The sequence below is a fragment of the Nocardioides sp. LMS-CY genome, assembly GCF_018732145.1.
GTDB classification, from domain to species: Bacteria; Actinomycetota; Actinomycetes; order Propionibacteriales; family Nocardioidaceae; genus Nocardioides; species Nocardioides soli.
This window is the reverse complement of record NZ_CP076104.1, coordinates 589,894-609,737: the sequence shown is the minus strand read 5'-3', so window position 1 is coordinate 609,737 and position 19,844 is coordinate 589,894. Positions and strand designations below refer to the sequence as shown.

Here is a 19,844-nt window from a genome sequence, read left to right as displayed (position 1 = left end):
CTCAGAGGTCCTTCCAGTAGCTGTAGATCGAGGTGATGTCGAAGTCACCGATGCCCTCGACGGTCGTGTGGACGGCGTCGGCCAGCCCCTCGAGGTTCTCCTGCGGGATCTCCCCGTCGGTGGACAGGATCGGCAGCAGCAGGTCGACGGCCTCGTCGGCGACCTCCGGGTCCTTCTTCCACTCGTCCACGACGAACTTCTTCACCCAGTCCGGGTCGGCCTGCAGCTTCTCGACCGCCTCGAAGTAGCCCTCGAAGAAGGCCTTGACGTTCTCCGGGTGCTCCTTGGCGTACTTGTTGCTCACCAGGAACGCCTCGAAGGCGTTCGGACCGACCAGGTCGGCGACCGAGCCGAGGTTCTCGCCGAAGCCCTCGTTCTCGGCGGTCAGCACCGTCTCGATGCTCCAGATGAAGGCGTCGATGGTGCCCGACCGCAGCGCCCCCAGGAGGCCTTCGAGGTTGCCGAGCGGAACGACCTCGTAGTCGGACTCGGACCAGCCGAGGTTCTTCGCGACGGTCAGCGTGGCGAAGTGGCCCGCCGAGCCGAAGCTGGAGATCCCGAACTTCTTGCCCTTGAGGTCCTCGGGCTTGGACGCACCGGCGTCGGGCGACGCGATCACGTACTGGTCCCAGGGGAGCACGTCGCCGGCCGTCAGCGTGGCGTCCAGCCCGGCGATGATGTCGGAGGCCGCCTTGACGCCGGTACCGAGACCGATCTCCGCATTGCCGCTGGCGATCGACGGCCCGACCGTCGAGGAGGTGCCGTCGATGATCTTGACGTTGATGCCCTTGTCGTCCCACACCCCGAGCGCCGCGCCGGCCTCGGCGCCGATGAACGGCAGGGAGTCGCCCTCGCTCACGATCAGCCGCACCGTCGGAGTGCCGTCCGACGACTCGCCCCCGTCGTCGCCACCGCCGCATGCCGCCACCAGCAGCATGGCAAGGCCGAGACTCCCTGCGATGGCCGCCTTCCGCCGCGCACCCATATGAACCATGCCACAACCCCTCATACTGAGCCCGAACGACTCCACGTTCGGTACACGAATGTATGCATCGAAATACCAAACGCGACGGATGTCAACCCCCGTGAGCGGTTTTTGAGCACTCCCGGGCCGGGTCCGAGGGCGTCCGTAGCGGCCCGCGGAGCACACCGATCCCCGCGATGACCTGCGAGAACACGCGGGCACGCGCCCTTCGCGGGGCGGGCCGGCGGACACCACCGGATCCGGCCATCGGACGGCCGGCCGGAGTGCCTCAACACCGGCGCCGAACGACGCCGGACCCATCGCCGGACCGGGTGGTCACGCCTTCTTGGCGGGAGCCTTCTTGGCGGTCTTCTTCGCCGCGGTCTTCTTCGCCGGGGCCTTCTTGGCCGCCTTCTTCGCGGTCTTCTTGGCGGCCTTCTTCGCCGGGCCCTTGGCGCGGCGCTCGGCGAGCAGCTCGGCGGCCCGCTCGATCGTGATCGACTCGACCGAGTCGTCCTTGCGGAGGGTGGCGTTGTACTCGCCGTCGGTGACGTACTCGCCGAAGCGCCCTGCCTTCACGACCACCGGCTGACCCGACACGGGGTCGTTGCCGAGCTCCTTGAGGGGGGCCGCGGCGGCGGCCCGGCCGCGCTGCTTGGGCTGGGCGTAGATGCGCAGCGCCTCGTCGAGGCCGATCGTGAGCAGCTGGTCCTCGCTGGCGAGCGAGCGCGAGTCGGTGCCCTTCTTCAGGTACGGACCGTAGCGACCGTTCTGCGCGGTGATCTCGTCGCCGGACTCGGGGTCGACGCCGACCACGCGGGGCAGCGACAACAGCTTCAGGGCGTCGTCGAGGGTGATCGTGTCGAGCGACATCGACTTGAAGAGCGAGCCGGTGCGCGGCTTGGTGCCCTTCTTCACGTCCTCGGGCAGCACCTCGGTGACGTAGGGGCCGAACCGGCCGTTCTTCGCCACGACCTGCAGGCCGCTCTCCGGGTGCACCCCGAGCTGGATCTCCTCACCCGCCGGGTTGGCGAGCAGCTCCTTGGCCTTCTCGAGGGTCAGCTCGTCGGGCGGCAGGTCGTCGGGCACGTTCGCGCGGCGGGCGTACGGCGTGCCCTCGTCGTCCGGGCCCTCCAGGTAGGGGCCGTAGCGACCCACGCGCAGGTGGACGCCCGAGTCGGGTCCGGCGATCGGGAAGGTGGCCAGCTCGCGCGCGTCGATGTCGCCGAGCCCGTCGACGAGCGGCTTGAGCCCGGCCACCGTGTCGGAGCCGTAGTAGAACTCCGAGAGCTCGGTGTTGCGGTCCTTGCGGCCGCCGGCGATCTCGTCGAGCACGTCCTCCATGCCGGCGGTGAACTCGTAGGAGACCTGCCGCGGGAAGTGCTCCTCCAGCAGTCGGATCACCGAGAACGCCAGCCAGGCCGGCACCAGCGCCGTGCCCTTCTTGTAGACGTAGCCGCGGTTGAGGATCGTCCCGATGATCGAGGCGTACGTCGACGGCCGGCCGATCTCCCGCTCCTCGAGCTCCTTGATCAGCGTGGCCTCGGTGTAGCGGGCCGGCGGCTTGGTCTCGTGGCCGTTCGCGGCCAGCGACGCGGCGGTGACGGCGTCGCCCTCGTGCAGGTCGGGCAGCGGCACCTGGTCGTCGTCGCTGCGCTTGCCGGCGTCGGTGCCCTCGACGTACGCCTTGAGGAAGCCGTGGAAGGTGATCACCCGGCCCGACGCGCCGAACACCACGTCCCGGCCGTCGGCGGCCGCGCCGCCGATCCGCACGGACACCGTCTGGCCGACCGCGTCCTTCATCTGCGAGGCGACCGTGCGCATCCAGATCAGCTCGTAGAGGCGGAACTGGTCGCCGGTCAGGCCGGTCTGCGCAGGGGTGCGGAAGAAGTCGCCGGCGGGCCGGATCGCCTCGTGCGCCTCCTGCGCGTTCTTCACCTTGCTGGCGTAGGTGCGCGGCGCGTCGGGGAGGTACTCCGCGCCGTACAGCTCCTGCACCTGCGCGCGGGCCGCGCCGATCGCGGCACCCGACAGCGTGGTGGAGTCGGTACGCATGTAGGTGATGAAGCCGTTCTCGTACAGGCGCTGCGCGACCGACATGGTCACCGACGCGCTCATGCCGAGCTTGCGGCTCGCCTCCTGCTGGAGGGTGGTGGTGCGGAACGGCGCGTACGGCGAGCGCCGGTAGGGCTTGGCCTCGACCGAGCGGACGTCGTACGTCGTGTCCGCGAGCGCCGCGACCAGGGCCTCGGCGGCGGCCCGGTCGAGGTGGACGCGCTCGTCCTTGCGGGACTTCAGCAGCCCGTCCGGGCCGAAGTCGGAGCCGCTGGCCACCCGGCCGCCGTCGATCGAGTGGAGCTTGGCCGGGAACATCCGGGGCTCCTTGCTCGCCCCGGCATCGAAGGTGCCCTCGAGGTCCCAGTACGACGCGACCCGGAACGCCATCCGCTCGCGCTCGCGGTCGACGACCAGGCGGGTGGCCACCGACTGCACGCGGCCGGCCGACAGGCCGGACATGACCTTCTTCCAGAGCACCGGGCTGACCTCGTAGCCGTAGAGGCGGTCGAGGATGCGGCGGGTCTCCTGGGCCTCGACGAGGTCCATGGCCAGCTCGCGCGGGTTCTCGGCGGCGGCGAGGATCGCCGGCTTGGTGATCTCGTGGAAGACCATCCGGTGCACCGGGATGCCCTTGGGCTTCAGCTCGTCGAGCAGGTGCCAGGCGATCGCCTCGCCCTCGCGGTCCTCATCGGTGGCGAGGTAGAGCTCGTCGGCGTCCTTGATGAGCGTCTTCAGCTTGGAGATGTGCGACTTCTTGTCGCGCGGCACGACGTAGTAGGGCTCGAAGCCGTTGTCGACGTCGACGGCGAGCCGGCCCCACGGCTTGTCCTTGATCTTCGCCGGGGTGTCGGCGGCGCTCTGCGGGAGGTCGCGGATGTGGCCGATGGAGGACTCGACGACGTACCCCTGGCCGAGGTACTCGCCGATCTTGCGAGCCTTGGCCGGGGACTCGACGATCACCAACTTGTGGGCCACGGGTTCTTGTCTCCTGCAGTGGGATGGTGCCCGGTTCGCTCTGCCGGGTGAAGCGGTACTACGGCCGACACGGTAGCGCGTGGAGCACGCCGGGCATTCCCGGGCGTCCGCGAAGAAGACACCCCGGGCCCTCAACGTTCCGCGCCGTGTCCCCGTCAAGGAAGAGTAGGCGAGGGGACGACCGGGTGACTCGGAGGCGGACGGTGGAGGGTGATCTGACGGGGGACTTCGCGGACTTCGTCGCGGTGCAGAGCAGGTCGCTGCTCGGGTTCGCACACGCGCTGACGGCCGACCCCCACGACGCCTGGGACCTGACCCAGGAGACGTTCGCCCGGATGGGCGAACGCTGGGGCCGGACCCGGCTCGACGAGCCCGCGGCGTACGCACGCACCGTGATGGTGCGGCTCAACATCGACCGGATCCGGCGGCTGCGCCGCGAGCTCCCGCTCCTGGTCGGCACCCGCGAGGCGGCGCCGGTCGAGCTCGTCGGCGAGGTCGACGCCTGGCTCGTCGAGGCGCTCGCGACCCTCTCGCCGCGGCAGCGCACCGCGCTGGCGCTCCGGTACGTCGAGGACCTCGACGTGCGCGGCATCGCCGAGCGGATGGGCTGCTCGGAGGGCACGGTCAAGAGCCAGCTCTCCCGCGGGACCGAGCGGCTCCGCGAGCACGCCCGCCAGCACGGCGTGCTCCGCGTCGGCCAGGCATGACACGAGAGGACTGAGCACATGACCGAGCAGCAGATCAACGACGGGTACGCGCGCCTGGACGCCGCGCTGGCGCCGCCGGTGGACACCGTGCAGCGCGTCGAGCGGCGGGCCGCGGTGCTCCGCCGTCGTCGGCGTACGGTGCTGGTCGGAGGCACCGCGCTGGGCGTGCTCGCCGTCGGCGGCACCGTCTTCGCGGCGCTGAGCGGCGACGACGGCGCCGGCCAGAGCGTCGCGGTCGACCCGCCCGCCCGCGAGCTGGTGCTGACCCGGCCCGACGGCTCGACGTACGCCTTCCACGACATCGAGGTGACCTGCAAGCCCCCGGTGGAGGACGAGGCGGCGGGTGGCGGGCCGCAGCGGATCTGGGCGGTCAGCCCGCGCGCGGTCGAGGGCGACCGGGTCATCGAGCCCTTCGTCTACTTCGAGGGGATCGTGCCGAAGATCGAGGGCGATCGGACCTTCACGTTCCCCCACGAGTGGGACATGCGCTCCGACCGCTTCCCGATGGTGCTGTTCGTCGCGGACACCGACGGCAACGAGGCGGCCAGCAGCGCCGGCGGGGAGTCGGGCACGGTCCGGGTCCTCGAGGCGTCCTGCGAGCCGGCGCCGGTGCTGCGGCTGGAGGTCGACATGACGCTCGGCAGCGAGGAGCAGCAGCAGCCGCTCGAGGTGGCCGGCCAGCTCCGCTGACCGGCCTGGACCGGCGACCGGTTCTCGGGATTCGGCTACGAACCGGGGCCGCATTGCCGACCATTCAGGTATGCGCTCCCCCGTCGGCGCCGCCCCGCGCGCGCCCAGGCTCCTCGTCGCCATGCTCGGCCTCCTCCTGGCCGCACCCGCGCCCGCGGTCCTGCTGGCGCCCGCGGCGACCGCGGTCGAGCCGTTCGTGCTGTCGGGCACGGTGTCCGACCCGGACGCCGAGCCGCTGGTGGGCGTCACCGTGTCGGTGCTACCTGCAGGCGGTGGCTCCGCCGTCGCGACCGGCACCTCGCAGCTGGTCGACGACGAGGCGGTCTACGCGGTGCGCGTGCCGGCCGGCAGCTACTGGCTCAGCTTCGACAAGACCGGGTACGCCACGGCGTACCTCGAGAACGACGCGGACGACGACCCGACGACCGTCGACGTCGACGCCGCGGGCCGGGTCACGTCGTCGGGCGTCGAGCTCGAGGACGGGCTGCTGCCCGACGTCTCCCTGCTGCTGACGGCACCGACGGTGCAGCAGGCGCCGCGGCTGAGCGGCGAGGCGGCCGTCGGTCGGACCCTCACGGTCAGCACGGGCTCCTGGAGCGGCATCACCGTCGACACGGACTACGTGACCGTCGAGTGGTTCATCGGCGGTGTGGAGGCCGACGAGTACAGCGACGGCGCCTGGTGGCAGCGGTTCAAGGTCCCCCTCGAGGCGGTCGGCGCGAAGGTCGGCTTCCGGCTGACCGTGGAGGACCCCGAGGGCGCCCGCGCCGACGCCGTCTACGAGGACTCCTCGGCCGTGGTGCCCCGACCGGTCTCGTCCGTCGCCGCGGCCGTGCGGAAGACCCGGCTCACCGCCGTCGTGACCGTTCCGGGCGTGCCCCGGCCGGTCGGCACGGTGTCGGTCACCGACGGCAGCCGGAGCATGGGCCGGGCCAGGCTCACCGCGCGGAGCAAGGGCAAGGTGGTCGTGAAGCTGCGCAAGCTGAAGCCCGGCAGGCATCGGCTCACCGTGGCCTATGCCGGGCCGGCCGCGATCGTCGCGTCGAAGACCGTGGTGAGGGTCAAGGTCCCGCGGCGGTAGCCCGGCTCAGGACTCCAGGAAGCCCTCGACCACGAGCTCCCGCACCACCGGCAGGTAGGTATCCCGGGTCTCGGCCGGGTCCAGGTCGAGCAGCTGGGCGAGCGCGTCGAGGATCTGGCCCACGGACAGCTCGCCGTCGCAGGCGCCGACCAGCGCCGCCTCGACGGTGTCGGCACGGCGCGCGCGGCGCAGCCCGCGCTGCTGCCGGAGCACGACGGTCTCGGGGTCCTCGGCGCCCGGCGCGCCCAGGGTCTCCTGTCGTACGTCGGAGCGGAGCACCAGCCGGGAGTCCAGGTCGACCTCGCGGTCCCCTGCGATCGCCCAGTCGTGCAGGGCCGGGGCGATCGGCTGCTCGACGTCGTAGGGCCACTCCAGCAGCTCGCGCACCGGCCGCTCGGCGCCCGTCCGGCGCAGATTGATCCACCCGAAGCCGACCGCCCCGATGCCCTGCTCCTCGAACCACGACAGCCAGGTGTCGTAGCGGGTGGCGTAGTCGGGGCCGCCGTGCCGGCCGGCGTCCTTGAGCCAGAGCTCGACGTACGACGCCGGGTCGACGACCTCGCGCTGCACGACGTACAGGTCGCACTCGGGATCCGCCCAGCCGGCCAGCCGGTCCTCCCAGGAGGCGCCGACCGGGATCACCCAGTTGGCGAGCACCTGGCACCAGCCACCGTCGCTCAGGTGCGCGGGCGCGGCGCGCACGATGTGCTCGACCGCACGGTCGCCGGGCAGGCCGGAGTCGCGGTAGACGAGGCGTTCGCCGGTCGCCGGCGAGATCACGAACGGCGGGTTGGTCGCGATCAGGTCGAAGCGCTCCCCCGCCACCGGCTCGAAGAACGACCCGCTGCGCACGTCGACCGGCGTGCCGAGGTCGTTGAGCGCGACGTTGAAGCGGGCGATCCGCAGCGCCCGCTCGTTGACGTCGGTCGCCACGACCGCGGCGCTGTGGCTCGCGAGGTGCAGGGCCTGGACCCCGCAGCCGGTGCCGAGGTCGAGCGAACGGCCGACCGGCTCGCGGATCGTCAGCTGGGCCAGGGACGTCGACGCCGAGCTGATGCCGAGCACGTGGTCGGGCCCGACCCGGCTGGGGCCGCCGTCGAGCCCGGGGGTCAGGTCGCTGACGACCCAGAGGCTGTCGCCGTCCGCGGCGTACGGGCGGACATCGAGGCGGGCCGCGACCTCGCCGACGGACCGCTCGAGGAAGCCCTCCGCGGCCAGCCGGTCGACGAGCCCGGGCAGCGCCCGCTCGGCGGCGTCGAGGTCGACGACCGTCTGCAGCAGGAAGAGTCGCACCAGGGTCTCGAGCGGACTCCCGCCCGCCGTACGCCGCCGCGCGGGCGTGGTCTCGTTGCGTCCCAGCGCGTCGTGCGCGGCCGGGCCCAGCAGCTCCGCGACCCGGTCGTAGGTGAAGTCGGCGGCGACCAGGGCCGATCGCAGTCGTGTGGGCAGCGGGGTGCTCATGCCGGAACCCGCTCGTGGTAGCCGGTCGGGCGCTCGCCGGCGCGCCACTGGGTCAGGCCGCCGCGGTAGAGGCCGTGCCGCAGCTCCAGCTCGTAGCCGTCGTACTCCGGCATCCCCAGCTCGCGGGCGGCGGCGAGCTCGGCGTCGACGTCGTAGGGCACCCGGACGTAGGAGACCGACCACGGGGCCGTCTGCTCGCTGTCCACGACGCCCTCCAGCACGCAGTAGAGCGGGGTCGGGTCGCCCATGCAGTTGCCGACCGAGCCGGTGTTGAAGCTGGTCCGCCGCTCGAGCTGGCACTCGTAGTGCGGGTCGTGGGTGTCGGCGTACCCCACCAGGTCGGGCGGCGGGCCCTCTCCGGTCGCCTCCGTGTTGCGGAACAGCCCCTCGAACTCGGCCTGGGAGCGCACGTAGCGCACCCGTCGGTGGACGGTCTCCTCCGAGGCGTGGAAGAGCCGGACGCGGCGACCGCTGAGCCAGAAGTCGTGGCAGAAGGGCAGGCCGCGCAGCCAGGCGCCCTGCCCGGGGCCGAGCTGGTCGAGCCACCAGCGCATCGCGGCGTTGTCGAAGTCCCGGTCGGGGTCGGGCAGGAAGTCGTCCCAGTTGCCCAGCAGGTTGACCTCGCAGCGCTCGCGGCACAGCTCGATGACCTCGCGCCCGCGCGGCCCCTTGCCGACGTAGTCGCCGAGGTTGAAGATCCGAGTGATGCCGCGGGCGTCGATGTCGGCCAGCACGGCCTCCAGCGCCGTCAGGTTGCCGTGCACGTCGGAGATGAGGGCGATCCGCTCGGGTCGGTTGGTCACCGGGCCAGTCTCGCAGCGCGCCGCTGCGGGCGGTCCGCGCCCCGGCCGAACGCGAGCGACCCCGCCCCTGGTCGGGACGGGGTCGCTCGGTCGGCCGGCAGGCTCAGCGCTGCTGCGGGGCCTCGAACTGCTGCGTCGGCGCCGGATCCGCGGGCGGGGCGGGCGGCGCGGTGGCCGGCGGCGGGGGCGGCGGCGCCGTGGTCCCCGACTCGTCAGCGTCGATCGCGATCGGGCGGCGCTTGGACACGTAGACCGCGACGACGATGCCGATGAACGCGGCCAGCGCGATCGCGACGCGCAGCGGCGTGTTGGCGTCCTCGCCGACCGACAGCTTCACGATCGCGGCGACGATCAGCAGCGAGACCAGGTTCATCACCTTGAGCAGCGGGTTGATCGCCGGGCCGGCGGTGTCCTTGAACGGGTCGCCGACGGTGTCGCCGGTGACCGTCGCGGAGTGCGCCTCGGAGCCCTTGCCACCGTGGTGGCCGTCCTCGACGAGCTTCTTGGCGTTGTCCCAGGCGCCACCGGAGTTGGCGAGGAACACCGCCATCAGCGTGCCGGTCGCGATCGCGCCGGCCAGGAAGCCGGCCAGGGGTCCGACGCCGAGGCCGAAGCCGACGGCGATCGGCGCGAGCACGGCGAGCAGCCCCGGTGTGGCGAGCTCGCGCAACGAGTCGCGGGTGACGATGTCGACCACGCGCCCGTACTCCGGACGGCCGGTGCCCTCCATGATGCCCGGGATCTCGCGGAACTGCCGGCGCACCTCGTACACCACGGCACCCGCGGCCCGGCCGACGGCACTGATCGCCAGACCCGAGAAGAGGAACACGACCGCAGCGCCGAGCAGCGCACCGACCAGGATGTTCGGGTTGGAGATGTCGAAGCTGAACGACAGCACCGTCAGATCGCTGACCTCGCCGACGTCGCCGACCTCCTTGAGCGACTCCGCGAGGCTGTTGACGTAGGAGCCGAACAGCGCGCTCGCGGCGAGCACCGCGGTCGCGATCGCGATGCCCTTGGTGATCGCCTTCGTGGTGTTGCCCACCGCGTCGAGCTCGGTCAGGATCTGCGCGCCCTCGTCGTCGACGTCGCCCGACATCTCCGCGATGCCCTGGGCGTTGTCGGAGACCGGGCCGAAGGTGTCCATCGCGACGATGACACCGACGGTCGTCAGCAGGCCGCAGCCGGCCAGGGCGACCGCGAAGAGCGCGACGCCGACCGTGCCGCCGCCGATGAGGAACGCGCCGAAGACGGCCGCGCCGATCACCAGGGTGGTGTAGACCGCCGACTCGAAGCCGACCGCGAGACCGGACAGGATGACGGTCGCGGCGCCGGTCAGCGAGGTGCGACCGACGTCCTTGACGGGCCGGTACTCGGTGCCGGTGAAGTAGCCGGTCAGGCTCAGGATGATCGCGGCGAGCACGATGCCGATCAGCACCGCGACCGCGGCGATGATCCGCGGGTCGCCGTCGGACTGGATGGTGGCGTTGGTCAGGTCGGAGAAGTCGCCCGGCAGGTAGACGAAGGCCAGCACGACGCTCGCCACCGCGCCGATCGCGGCCGAGATGTAGAACGCTCGGTTGATCGTCACCAGGCCGCTCTCCCCGGCACGCGGCCGGCAGAGGTAGACGCCGGCGACCGCGGTGAGCGCGCCGATGGCGGGGATCAGGAGCGGGAAGACCAGGCCCTTGTCGCCGAACGCCTGCGAGCCCAGGATCAGGGCGGCGACCAGCGTCACGGCGTACGACTCGAACAGGTCGGCGGCCATGCCGGCACAGTCCCCCACGTTGTCGCCCACGTTGTCGGCGATCGTCGCCGCGTTGCGCGGGTCGTCCTCGGGGATGTTGTTCTCGACCTTGCCGACCAGGTCGGCGCCGACGTCGGCGGCCTTGGTGAAGATGCCGCCGCCGACCCGCATGAACATCGCGAGCAGCGCGGCGCCGAAGCCGAAGCCCTCGAGCACGTGCGGAGCGTGCTCCTGGAAGATGATCACCACGATGCTGGCGCCCAGCAGGCCGAGGCCGACGGTGAGCATGCCCACCGTGGCGCCGGTGCGGAAGCCGATGTTCATCGCCGGGTCGCGGCCCTGGGACTGCGCGGCGGCAGCGACCCGCAGGTTCGCGCGGACGGCGAGCGACATGCCGAAGTACCCGACGGCGGCGGAGAACCCGGCACCGACCAGGAAGAACACGGAGCGGAAGATCCGGACGGTGGTGTCGTCCGCGGGCAGCGCCAGCAACAGGAAGAACGCGACGCCGGCGAAGATCGCCAAGGTGCGGAACTGCCGCTGCAGGTAGGCGTTCGCCCCCTCCTGGACGGCCTGGGCGATGTTCTTCATGTTGTCGGTGCCCTCACCGGCGGCAAGTACCTCCTGGCGGAACATCGCCGCCATCGCGAGCGCGCCCAGCGCGATCAGTGCGACGACGATGACCAGGACGAGATTGCCTCCGGAGACTTCCACGACAGCGGGACTGATCCCCGTCATGTGGTTCCTCCTGGGTGCGATTGGGTGATGCAGATCTCAGCCGGACGCGCCGGAGTCTACGCATGCCCGAGCGTGCAGACCCCCTGGGGTGTGACTCGGAACACACCACGAGTTGCGGTTTGACGCCTGAGGCGGACGGTCCAGACCGGGCCCGGAATGTGCGCGTCGGGCGGGTCTGGGGGCCGCCACCGGGGGCGCGTCCGCTCGTTTCCCCGGTCGCCCGGGGAAACGAGCGCGACACGCCGCAGCGCACCGGCGTGTCGCCGTCGCTTCCGCCGACGGACGGGCTCCCCGGGCGCCGGGAGGACGCCGGCCGACACGCAGATCGCCCCGTCGTCCGGTGGACGACGGGGCGATGCGAGCCGGGTGGCGCGGGCGGGTGGCGCCGGGTCAGCTGCCGGCGAGCGCGGCCTCGGCGGAGTCGTGGATCACGAAGACCTTCGCCAGACCGGTGATCCGGAAGATCTTGAGCAGGCGGTCCTGGTTGCAGACCAGCTCCAGCGAGCCGTCATGGGCGCGGACCTTCTTCAGCCCGCCGACCAGCACGCCGAGGCCGGTGGAGTCGAGGAACTCGACCGCCTCCATGTCCACGACGATGTCGTAGCTACCGGCGGCCACGAGCTCGGTGATCTTGTCGCGCAGCTTCGGAGCCGTGTAGACGTCGATCTCGCCGCCGACGGCAACGATGGTCTTCCCACCGGCATCGCGCGTCGTCAGAGTCAGATCCACCTCAGTACTCCCCGTGCAGTTCGATCGGTCGGCCGGTCCGCCGATGGGCAGCCCATGTCGTCCAGCCTGGTCAATGAAACCACGCTCGTGCCGTCCCGCGCACAAACGAGGTCTCAGCCGGTGGAGCAAGGGCCCGGGCAGCGTACGTCGTGGCGCCCGGCCCGGCCCTGGTGTCCGCGGCCCGCGACGACGCGGTGTCGGCACGCCGCGCGAGAATGGATCGGTGACCACGACCCCGCGCTCCCGCCCGGTCGACGTCGCCGACCTGGTGGACCGGCTGGCGTCCGTACCGGGGCGCGAGGACCGGCTGCGGCACCTCGAGATGCTGCCCCCGCGGGCGGCGACGTACGCCGACTGGCCGGCCTGGGCCGGCGCCGACGTCGTGGCCGCGTTCGAGGCCCGGGGGGTCGAGCGGCCGTGGCGGCATCAGGTCGTCGCGGCGGAGGGTGCGTGGGAGGGTCAGCACGTCGTGCTGGCCACCGGCACGGCGTCCGGCAAGAGCCTGGGCTACCAGCTGCCCGCGCTGAGCGCGATCCGCGCGACACGCGGCACCCGGGGGCAGCGGGGCGCGACCGTGCTCTACGTCGCCCCGACCAAGGCGCTCGCGCAGGACCAGCTCGCCGGCGTGACCGCGCTGGGCCTGGACGTGCGCGCGACCACCCATGACGGCGACAGCTCGCACGAGCAGCGCGACTGGGCCCGCGACCACGGCGAGTACGTGCTCACCAATCCGGACATGCTGCACCGCTCGCTACTCCCCGGGCACCAGCGTTGGTCGTCCTTCCTCGGCTCGCTGCAGTACGTCGTCGTCGACGAGTGCCACCACTACCGCGGGGTCTTCGGTGCACACGTGTCCCACGTGCTGCGTCGGCTGCGCCGGCTGTGCGCGGCGTACGGCGCCGCCCCGACGTTCGTCCTCGCGTCGGCGACCGTGGCCGAGCCCGAGGTCGCGGCGGGCCGGCTCACCGGGCTCGACGTGCTCGCCGTCACCGGCGACGGCTCGCCCCGGGGCCGGGTCGCGCTCGCGCTGTGGGAGCCGCCGTTCACCTCCTTCACGGGCGAGAACGGCGCGCCCGTGCGCCGGGCGGCGTCGTCGGAGACCGCCGACCTGCTCGCCGACCTGGTCGCCTCCGACGCCCGGACGCTCGCCTTCGTCCGGTCGCGACGGGGCGCCGAACAGGTCGCGATGACGGCCGCGGAGCTGCTCGCCGAGGTCGACCCGTCACTGCCCGGGCGGGTCGCGGCGTACCGCGGGGGTTACCTGCCCGAGGAGCGCCGCGCCCTGGAGGAGGCGCTGCGCAGCGGTGATCTCGCGGGGCTGGCCGCCACCAACGCCTTGGAGCTCGGTATCGACGTCAGCGGCCTCGACGCAGTGCTGATGGCTGGCTTCCCCGGCACCCGTGCCGCGCTGTGGCAGCAGGTCGGCCGGGCCGGGCGCGGTGCGCGCGACGCACTCGGCGTCCTGATCGCCCGCGACGACCCGCTGGACACCTATCTGGTCACGCACCCCGAGGCGCTGCTCGGCCGGCCGGTCGAGGCGACGGTCTTCGACCCGGCGAATCCGTACGTGCTCGGGCCGCACCTGTGCGCCGCGGCCCAGGAGATCCCGCTGACCGAGGCCGACCTCCCGCTCTTCGGGCCGACCGCCGGCGAGATCGTGGCCGCCCTGACCGACGGCGGACTGCTGCGCCGCCGGCCGCGGGGCTGGTTCTGGACCGACCGGCGCCGGGCCAGCGACCTCGCCGACATCCGCTCTGCCGGCGGCGCGCCGGTGCAGCTCGTCGAGGCCGAGACCGGCCGCGTCGTCGGCACCGTCGACGCCTCGAGCGCGCACGCGACGGCCCATGCGGGCGCCGTCTACGTCCACCGCGGCGAGACCTGGCTGGTGCGCTCGCTCGACCTCGACGAGCACGTGGCCGTCATCGACCGTACCGAGACCGACTACTCCACGACCGCCCGCGAGATCACCGACATCTCCATCGTCGAGGAGCGGGCGCACGCCACCTGGGGCGACTGCCGCCTGTCCTTCGGGCTGGTCGACGTCAGCCACCAGGTCGTGGCCTACCTCAAGCGGCGCCAGCCCGGCGGCGAGGTGCTCGGCGAGGAGCCCCTCGACCTGCCCGAGCGGTCGCTGCGCACGGCCGCCGTCTGGTGGACCGTGCCCGAGCACGCGCTGACCGAGGCGGGGCTGACGACGCGCGACCTGCCGGGCGCCGCACACGCGGCCGAGCACTGCTCGATCGGGCTGCTGCCACTCTTCGCGACCTGCGACCGGTGGGACATCGGCGGCGTCTCCACGGCCGTACACCCCGACACCGGGCAGCTGACCGTATTCGTCTACGACGGCCACCCGGGTGGCGCCGGCTTCGCCGAGCGCGGCTTCCGCGCCGCCCGCGACTGGCTGGGCGCCACCCGCGACACGATCGTCTCGTGCGGCTGCGACGACGGGTGCCCGTCATGCATCCAGTCGCCCAAGTGCGGCAACCAGAACAACCCGCTCGACAAGTCCGGCGCCGCCGCGCTGCTCGACCTGCTGCTCGGAGCGGGATAGCGTCGCGGCATGGTCGCAGGACTGCTGCTCCTCGTGGTCGGTGCGCTTGCGGTCGTAGCGGCCGTGTTCACCGCCGACGGCACCGGAGTCGAGCTGCTCGGCTTCGACGTCACCGCCCTCGGGCTGTACCTGATCGGGCTCGGGAGCGGCGTGGCGATCCTCTGGGGCATCGGCCTCACCAAGTGGGGTACGAAGCGCAGTCTCCGGCACCGCCGCGAGGCCAAGCAGCTCAGCGAGCTGAACGACAAGCTCGACCGGCAGGACGCCGACCGGCAACGCGAGAGCCCGGACGGCGAACGACCCTTCTGAGCCCCGCTGCACGACACCCGTCCGGCGGTGAGCAGGCAACCGTCGTGGTGCCCGGAACGGTTGCCTACTCACCGCGGCACGGCACCACGACCCGCGCCGGCGCCGGGCTCAGCCGGGTCCCGCGCGCGCCTCGGCGACCAGGTCCGCCGACTGCCCGAGCCACCGGGGACCGGTGACCTCCACGCGCAGCCGCACCTCGCGACCCGCCACCGCACACGACACCAAGCGTGCCCCGTTCGCCGTGGCGATCCGGGTGCCCTCGCCGCACCCGTCCGCCCCGTGGGCCAGGGCCCGCGCCGCGGAGAGCGCCGCGAGGTCGGCCGCACTCTGGGCGCGCCGCTGAGCGTGGATCATGGCGGCGACCACGCCGAGGGCGGCCGCGACGAGCACCAACAGGCCCAGGCACGCGACCGCGAACGGCGCCGCCGATCCCCGCTGGTCGCGGCTCACGGCACCGCCTCGGGCGCCGTCTCCTCGGCGACCGCGACCGCGTCGGCCGACACCTGCGCGTGCGGCAGGTCGAACAGTCCGCCGGGACCGCGGACCCGGCCCGTGACGGTCACCCGGACCTCGCCGCCGGACCTGTCGACGCTGACCCGGCTGCCCGGCGGGGCGACCTGCTCCCCGCGGCCGACGGCCGCCGCGACGTCGTCGCCACGCGCGACGGCCCGGGCGGTCTCCCGCGCGGCGTCGACGGCGCGCACCTGGGCGGCCCCGACCGCGAGCAGCCAGACCAGTCCGATCGTCGCGGCGAGCAGCAGCGGCAGCACCATCGCCAGCTCGGCGGTGGCGGCACCGCGCTCGGACCGCAGGTGCCCCCACGGAGTCGCGGACCGGAGGAACGCATCGGGGGAGGTCCGCGATCCCGTGGGGTGGCTCATCCGATGCCCAGGAGCCCGAGCACGTGGTCGAAGAGGGTCTTGAGCAGCTGGTCTCCGAAGCCGCCGGTGAGCAGCTTGTAGAGCAGCCCGGCCAGGCCGGCGCCGGCCGCGGTGCCGACGGCGTACTCGGCGGTGGTGATGCCGCGCTGGTCGCGGCGGGCCGGCTCGCGCCGGCGTCGGTCACGGAGGTGGAGGGACATGGAATCTCCTTGTTCGGAAGGCTTCCCGGGCCACCCGATGTGGCCCGGGAGTACGACGATGCGACATCGCGGGGACGGTCCGCCGCCGCGACGGCCGAGGCTGTGGACGGCGCGGTCGGAGCGCCGGCGGTGGACGACTCGTGGCCCGGCGCCGGCGACCCTCACAGGTCGAGGCCGCTCAGGAGGGCCACGACGAGCGGGACGATGCCGATCAGCACGAAGGCCGGCAGCAGGCACAGCCCGAGCGGCACGGCGGCCCGCACCCCCACGGCGCGGGCGCGTTCCTCGGCATCGGCCCGGGCGTTGCGGGCGAGCTCGTCGGCGAGTCTCTCGACGGTCGCCACCACCGGTGCGCCGGTCTCGTGGGCTCGCGCGAGGGCGCGGCCCAGCGGCGCGAGAGCGGGCTCCGCCGTGAGCGACGACCAGACCTCGACGGGGTCGAGCCCGAGCGAGAGCCGGGCGGCCGCCCCGAGCAGCCGGTCGGCGGCCGGGCCGGGCAGCGCGGCGCACACCTGGGCGATGCCGTCCTGGGGCGATGCGCCGGCTCGCAGGGTCGCGGCCACGAGCGCCACGACGTAGGGCAGGTCGCGAGTGACGGCGCGACGACGGGCGCGCTCGGACGCGGGCTCGGCGCGCCCGATGACGATCCACACGACGACCGCCGCGACCGTACCGGCGGGGATGCCGGCGGGCCCGGAGACGAACGTCAGTGCGCCGGCTCCGGCGCAGCCTGCCCAGAGCAGGCGGTGCCGATGCAGCCAGCCGACACCCGACGAGGCCGGCGCGGGAGCGGCGACGGTCGGCGGCACCGGTCTGGGCCGCACCAGCATCGCCGCCGCACCGGCCGCGGCCAGTACCGCGAGCCAGAGACTCACGTCGCGTCCCCGGCGTCGCGGGCGATCGTCTCGATCCACCACAGCCCGGCCAGCCCGAAGGCGAGGCCGGCCGCCAGGCAGCCCAGCCCCGCGGGCGTCCGGAGCAGGAACCGCCACGGATCGCCTCCGGCACCCGATCCCATGAGCAGCGCGAGGATCGGGAGCCCGGCGACCAGCCGCGCGGTCGCCCGCGCTGACGCCAGCTCGCCCGCCACCACGCGGCGGGTGCCGGCGTCGGCGCGCAGTGAGATCGCGACCCGGTCGACCGTCGCGGCCAGGCCCTCGCCGGTGCGGTGGGCGACCTGCCACGCGGCGGCGACCACCCGCAGGTCTCCGGCCCCGTCGACCTCGGTGGCGACGGCCCGCAGCGCGGACGGCACGTCGGCACCGACCCGGAACGCCGCCGCGACCGGCGCCAGCGGCATCCAGGTGCGCGCCGCCCGATCGAGGCAGTCGCCCGGTGGCAGCCCGCCCGCGAGCTCGCTCGCCATCGCCTCGCAGGTCTCGAGCACCCGGGCGGCCGTGGCCGCCGCGGCCCGCCTGGCCCGCTGGCGACGGACGAGCGCGACCCCACCGAGCGCCGCGAGGGCGCCGACGGCGCTCAGCGCCGAGAGTCCGGGGACCAGGACCACCGCGAGCGCGACCACCGCGGCCCCCGCCGTCAGCTGCGAGCGCCCGGACATCCGGGCCAGCCCAGCCAGGCGGGGCGGCGATCGCACCAGCAGGGCGGCGGCCCCGGCCGCGCACCCCGCGGCCAGCACCATCACCGTCATGGGGCGCCGCCCAGCCGGTCGGCCAGCACGTCGGCCGCCGGACCCGGTCGCGCTCGGCCATCGGCCGCGACGACGAGCGCGGCGCTCATCGCGACCAGCCCGTCCGGCGACCTGCTGGGCACCGCTACCTGCCGGAGCCGGCGCCGACCGTCGCGGTCACGGGAGAGGTGGAGCACGACGTCGACGGCCGAGGCGAGCTGGCTGTGGGCGGCGTCGCGCCCCAGTCCGCCGGCGAGAGCCAGCGCCTCGATGCGCGCCGGGACGTCGAGCGCGGAGTTGGCGTGCAGCGTGCCGCACCCGCCCTCGTGGCCGGTATTGAGGGCCGCCAGCAGATCGACCACCTCGGCGCCGCGCACCTCGCCGACCACGAGCCGGTCGGGCCGCATCCGCAGCGCCTGCCGCACCAGCACGCGGACGTCGACGGCGCCCGCGCCCTCGATGTTGGGCGGTCGCCCCTCCAGGGCGACGACGTGGGGATGGTCGGGCCGCAGCTCGCTGGCGTCCTCGACCACGACGACGCGCTCCTGCGGCGGCACCCGGCCGAGCAGCGCCGCGAGGAGGGTGGTCTTGCCGGAGCCGGTGCCGCCGCTGACCAGGAACGCCAGCCGGGCGGCCACGATCGCGTCGAGCAGCTCGGCGGTCGGCTGGCCCAGCGTGCCGGAGTGGACCAGCTCGTCGAGCGTGAACGCCTGGCGGCGCGGCACGCGCAGCGAGATCACCGTGCCCGGCCGGGCCAGCGGGGCGAGCACCGCATGGAAGCGGGTGCCGTCGGGCAGTCGCAGGTCGACATACGGCGTCGCGTCGTCGAGGCGGCGCCCGCCGAGCGCCGCCAGTCGCTGCGCCAGGCGGCGGACGGACTCCTCGTCGCGGAACCGGACCGTGGTGAGCTCGAGGCCGGCACCGCGGTCGAGGTAGACGTGCTCGGCACCGTTGACGAGGACGTCGGTGACCTGGGGAGTGCGCAGGAGGGGCTCGAGCGGACCGGCGCCGACCACGTCGCGGCGCAGGGTCTCGTAGACGGCGAGCACGGCTGCGTCGCCGACCGGGCGGCCGCTCTCGCGCAGCGCCTCGGCCACGCGGTGGGGCGTCAGCTCTCCCGGCGAGCGCGCCAGCCGGTCGCGCACCGCCTCCAGGTCGACCGGGTCCGCCTCGGGAGCGACGCTCATGCCGCCTCCGCCGACCCGTGCAACAGGGCCAGCTGGTCGAGCGCGTCGCCGGCGGCCCGCCCCAGCGCCCCGCGGCGAGACCGCACCGGGCCGAGGCCGAGATCGATCGCCTCGGCGAGACCGCGCTGGTCGCCCATCGTCGTGAGCACCGGGACCCGGGTGGCCCGGGCGATCGCCTGGGGGTCGACACCGGCGCCCCGCACCACGAGCCGGACCCGGGACGGGTCGGGGTGGCGTGCGCACACGCGCACCGCGGAGGCGACCCCGGCCACCGTCGGTACCACGACGACCAGCAGCCGGTCGCACCGGGCGGCGACCTCGTCGACCAACGGGTCGCCGGTGCGCGGCAGGTCGACGACCACGAAGTCGTGGCCACGCTGCGCCGCCGAGAGCACCTCGCGCACGGCGAACGCCTGCAGCGTGCCGGGTGGCCCGGCCCGCCAGGTCAGGGCGGCCAGCTGCTCGCGGCGCGGCAGCGCCTCGCGCAGGGCCCGGGCGCTCAGCCGGCCGGTCGCGTGGCACAGCCCGTCCCAGCGCACGCCGTCGCGATCTTCGAGGCCGAGCACCCGGTCGACGCCCGGACCGAGCGGATCCGCGTCCACCACGAGCGCCCGGCCACGCCGAGCGGCGAGCTGGCCCAGGGCACACGCGAACGTCGTCGCGCCGGCGCCACCGCTCCCGCCCACGATGCCGACCACCACGCCGGACGCGCGGTGCGGGTCGCCGAGATCGGTGAGCGCCTCCACGAGCCAGGCCTCCGACGCCGGGAGGTCCGTCACACTCTCGGCGCCGAGCGCGACCGCCACCCGGAACAGCTCGTCGGGCACCGGTCCCCACGCCACGACGTGCGCCCCGTCGCGCCGGGCCGGAGAGATGGCCGCCAGCTCGGCGGCGACGTCGGCGCCGACCAGCACCAGGGGCGCCACCGGCCAGCGCCCGAGGGCGGCGCCGATGTCGGGCGCCACCTCGGGTTCGACGCCGGCCGCAGCGGCCAGGCGCAGCAGCTGGTCGAGGAGGGAGCGATCGCGGGTGACGATGAGCGGAGCGTTCATGCGGCGATGCTCCCCGCGCCGCGACGTCCCCACCACCGGGCCGATTCCCCTTGTGGACAAGGGTGCTGGACACCGGGGCTGTGC

At 73.7% G+C, this 19,844-nt stretch carries 18 protein-coding genes; 5 read left to right on the top strand and 13 right to left on the bottom strand.

Going from position 1 to position 19,844, the window contains the following annotated elements:
• Window position 1: 1 nt before the first annotated feature.
• On the bottom strand, window positions 2–985 hold the full coding sequence (locus KM427_RS02945) for an ABC transporter substrate-binding protein (protein ID WP_183592538.1): 984 nt from the start codon (window positions 983–985) through the stop codon (window positions 2–4).
• A gap of 315 nt (window positions 986–1,300) precedes the next feature.
• The gene (gene topA, locus KM427_RS02940) at window positions 1,301–3,997 is read right to left on the bottom strand and encodes a type I DNA topoisomerase (protein ID WP_183592537.1); all 2,697 of its coding nucleotides are present in this window, start codon (window positions 3,995–3,997) and stop codon (window positions 1,301–1,303) included.
• A gap of 203 nt (window positions 3,998–4,200) precedes the next feature.
• On the opposite strand from topA, the gene KM427_RS02935 reads away from it, so the two are divergent.
• The 3 genes from KM427_RS02935 (at window position 4,201) to KM427_RS02925 (ending at window position 6,475) form a co-directional block, all read left to right on the top strand.
• Window positions 4,201–4,704, top strand: coding sequence for a sigma-70 family RNA polymerase sigma factor (locus KM427_RS02935; protein WP_183592536.1), 504 nt, complete (start codon window positions 4,201–4,203; stop codon window positions 4,702–4,704).
• Between the two features lie 18 nt (window positions 4,705–4,722).
• Window positions 4,723–5,394 carry a hypothetical protein gene (locus KM427_RS02930; protein ID WP_215526201.1) on the top strand — a complete coding sequence of 224 codons (672 nt, stop codon included), beginning with the start codon at window positions 4,723–4,725 and terminating at the stop codon, window positions 5,392–5,394.
• A gap of 70 nt (window positions 5,395–5,464) precedes the next feature.
• Window positions 5,465–6,475, top strand: coding sequence for a carboxypeptidase-like regulatory domain-containing protein (locus KM427_RS02925; RefSeq protein ID WP_215526200.1), 1,011 nt, complete (start codon window positions 5,465–5,467; stop codon window positions 6,473–6,475).
• Between the two features lie 6 nt (window positions 6,476–6,481).
• Here KM427_RS02925 and KM427_RS02920 read toward each other — a convergent pair whose 3' ends face one another.
• The 4 genes from KM427_RS02920 to KM427_RS02905 form a co-directional block, all read right to left on the bottom strand.
• Window positions 6,482–7,936: a DUF7059 domain-containing protein gene (locus KM427_RS02920; RefSeq protein WP_215526199.1), complete on the bottom strand. Its 1,455-nt coding sequence runs from the start codon at window positions 7,934–7,936 to the stop codon at window positions 6,482–6,484.
• Entirely contained in the window at window positions 7,933–8,739 is an 807-nt protein-coding gene (locus tag KM427_RS02915) for a metallophosphoesterase family protein (protein WP_215526198.1), read from the bottom strand. Before KM427_RS02915 ends, KM427_RS02920 begins: the two co-directional genes overlap by 4 nt.
• A gap of 103 nt (window positions 8,740–8,842) precedes the next feature.
• On the bottom strand, window positions 8,843–11,224 hold the full coding sequence (locus tag KM427_RS02910) for a sodium-translocating pyrophosphatase (protein WP_215526197.1): 2,382 nt from the start codon (window positions 11,222–11,224) through the stop codon (window positions 8,843–8,845).
• A gap of 390 nt (window positions 11,225–11,614) precedes the next feature.
• Window positions 11,615–11,953 (bottom strand): anti-sigma factor antagonist, encoded by a 339-nt coding sequence (locus KM427_RS02905; RefSeq protein WP_183592530.1) that lies wholly within the window; start codon window positions 11,951–11,953, stop codon window positions 11,615–11,617.
• A gap of 322 nt (window positions 11,954–12,275) precedes the next feature.
• On the opposite strand from KM427_RS02905, the gene KM427_RS02900 reads away from it, so the two are divergent.
• Together KM427_RS02900 and KM427_RS02895 are read left to right on the top strand one after the other, a co-directional pair.
• A complete protein-coding gene (locus tag KM427_RS02900; protein ID WP_215527499.1) occupies window positions 12,276–14,504 on the top strand; it encodes a DEAD/DEAH box helicase in 2,229 nt (742 codons plus the stop codon).
• 9 nt (window positions 14,505–14,513) lie between these two features.
• Window positions 14,514–14,813: a hypothetical protein gene (locus KM427_RS02895; RefSeq protein WP_183592529.1), complete on the top strand. Its 300-nt coding sequence runs from the start codon at window positions 14,514–14,516 to the stop codon at window positions 14,811–14,813.
• A gap of 108 nt (window positions 14,814–14,921) precedes the next feature.
• Here KM427_RS02895 and KM427_RS02890 read toward each other — a convergent pair whose 3' ends face one another.
• The 7 genes from KM427_RS02890 to ssd all read right to left on the bottom strand — a co-directional run bounded on the left by KM427_RS02890 (window position 14,922) and on the right by ssd (window position 19,760).
• Entirely contained in the window at window positions 14,922–15,263 is a 342-nt protein-coding gene (locus tag KM427_RS02890; protein WP_215526196.1) for an Rv3654c family TadE-like protein, read from the bottom strand.
• Entirely contained in the window at window positions 15,260–15,694 is a 435-nt protein-coding gene (locus KM427_RS02885) for a TadE family protein (protein ID WP_252274999.1), read from the bottom strand. The genes KM427_RS02890 and KM427_RS02885 overlap by 4 nt, the downstream gene beginning before the upstream one ends.
• Window positions 15,691–15,894 carry a DUF4244 domain-containing protein gene (locus KM427_RS02880; RefSeq protein ID WP_215526195.1) on the bottom strand — a complete coding sequence of 68 codons (204 nt, stop codon included), beginning with the start codon at window positions 15,892–15,894 and terminating at the stop codon, window positions 15,691–15,693. Before KM427_RS02880 ends, KM427_RS02885 begins: the two co-directional genes overlap by 4 nt.
• 161 nt (window positions 15,895–16,055) lie before the next feature.
• A complete protein-coding gene (locus KM427_RS02875) occupies window positions 16,056–16,769 on the bottom strand; it encodes a type II secretion system F family protein (protein WP_252274997.1) in 714 nt (237 codons plus the stop codon).
• Complete coding sequence (locus KM427_RS02870; RefSeq protein WP_215526194.1) at window positions 16,766–17,542, bottom strand: type II secretion system F family protein; 777 nt, start codon at window positions 17,540–17,542, stop codon at window positions 16,766–16,768. Before KM427_RS02870 ends, KM427_RS02875 begins: the two co-directional genes overlap by 4 nt.
• Window positions 17,539–18,708: a TadA family conjugal transfer-associated ATPase gene (locus tag KM427_RS02865; RefSeq protein ID WP_215526193.1), complete on the bottom strand. Its 1,170-nt coding sequence runs from the start codon at window positions 18,706–18,708 to the stop codon at window positions 17,539–17,541. Before KM427_RS02865 ends, KM427_RS02870 begins: the two co-directional genes overlap by 4 nt.
• Window positions 18,705–19,760 carry a septum site-determining protein Ssd gene (ssd, locus tag KM427_RS02860; RefSeq protein WP_215526192.1) on the bottom strand — a complete coding sequence of 352 codons (1,056 nt, stop codon included), beginning with the start codon at window positions 19,758–19,760 and terminating at the stop codon, window positions 18,705–18,707. Before ssd ends, KM427_RS02865 begins: the two co-directional genes overlap by 4 nt.
• Between the last annotated feature and the right edge of the window lie 84 nt (window positions 19,761–19,844).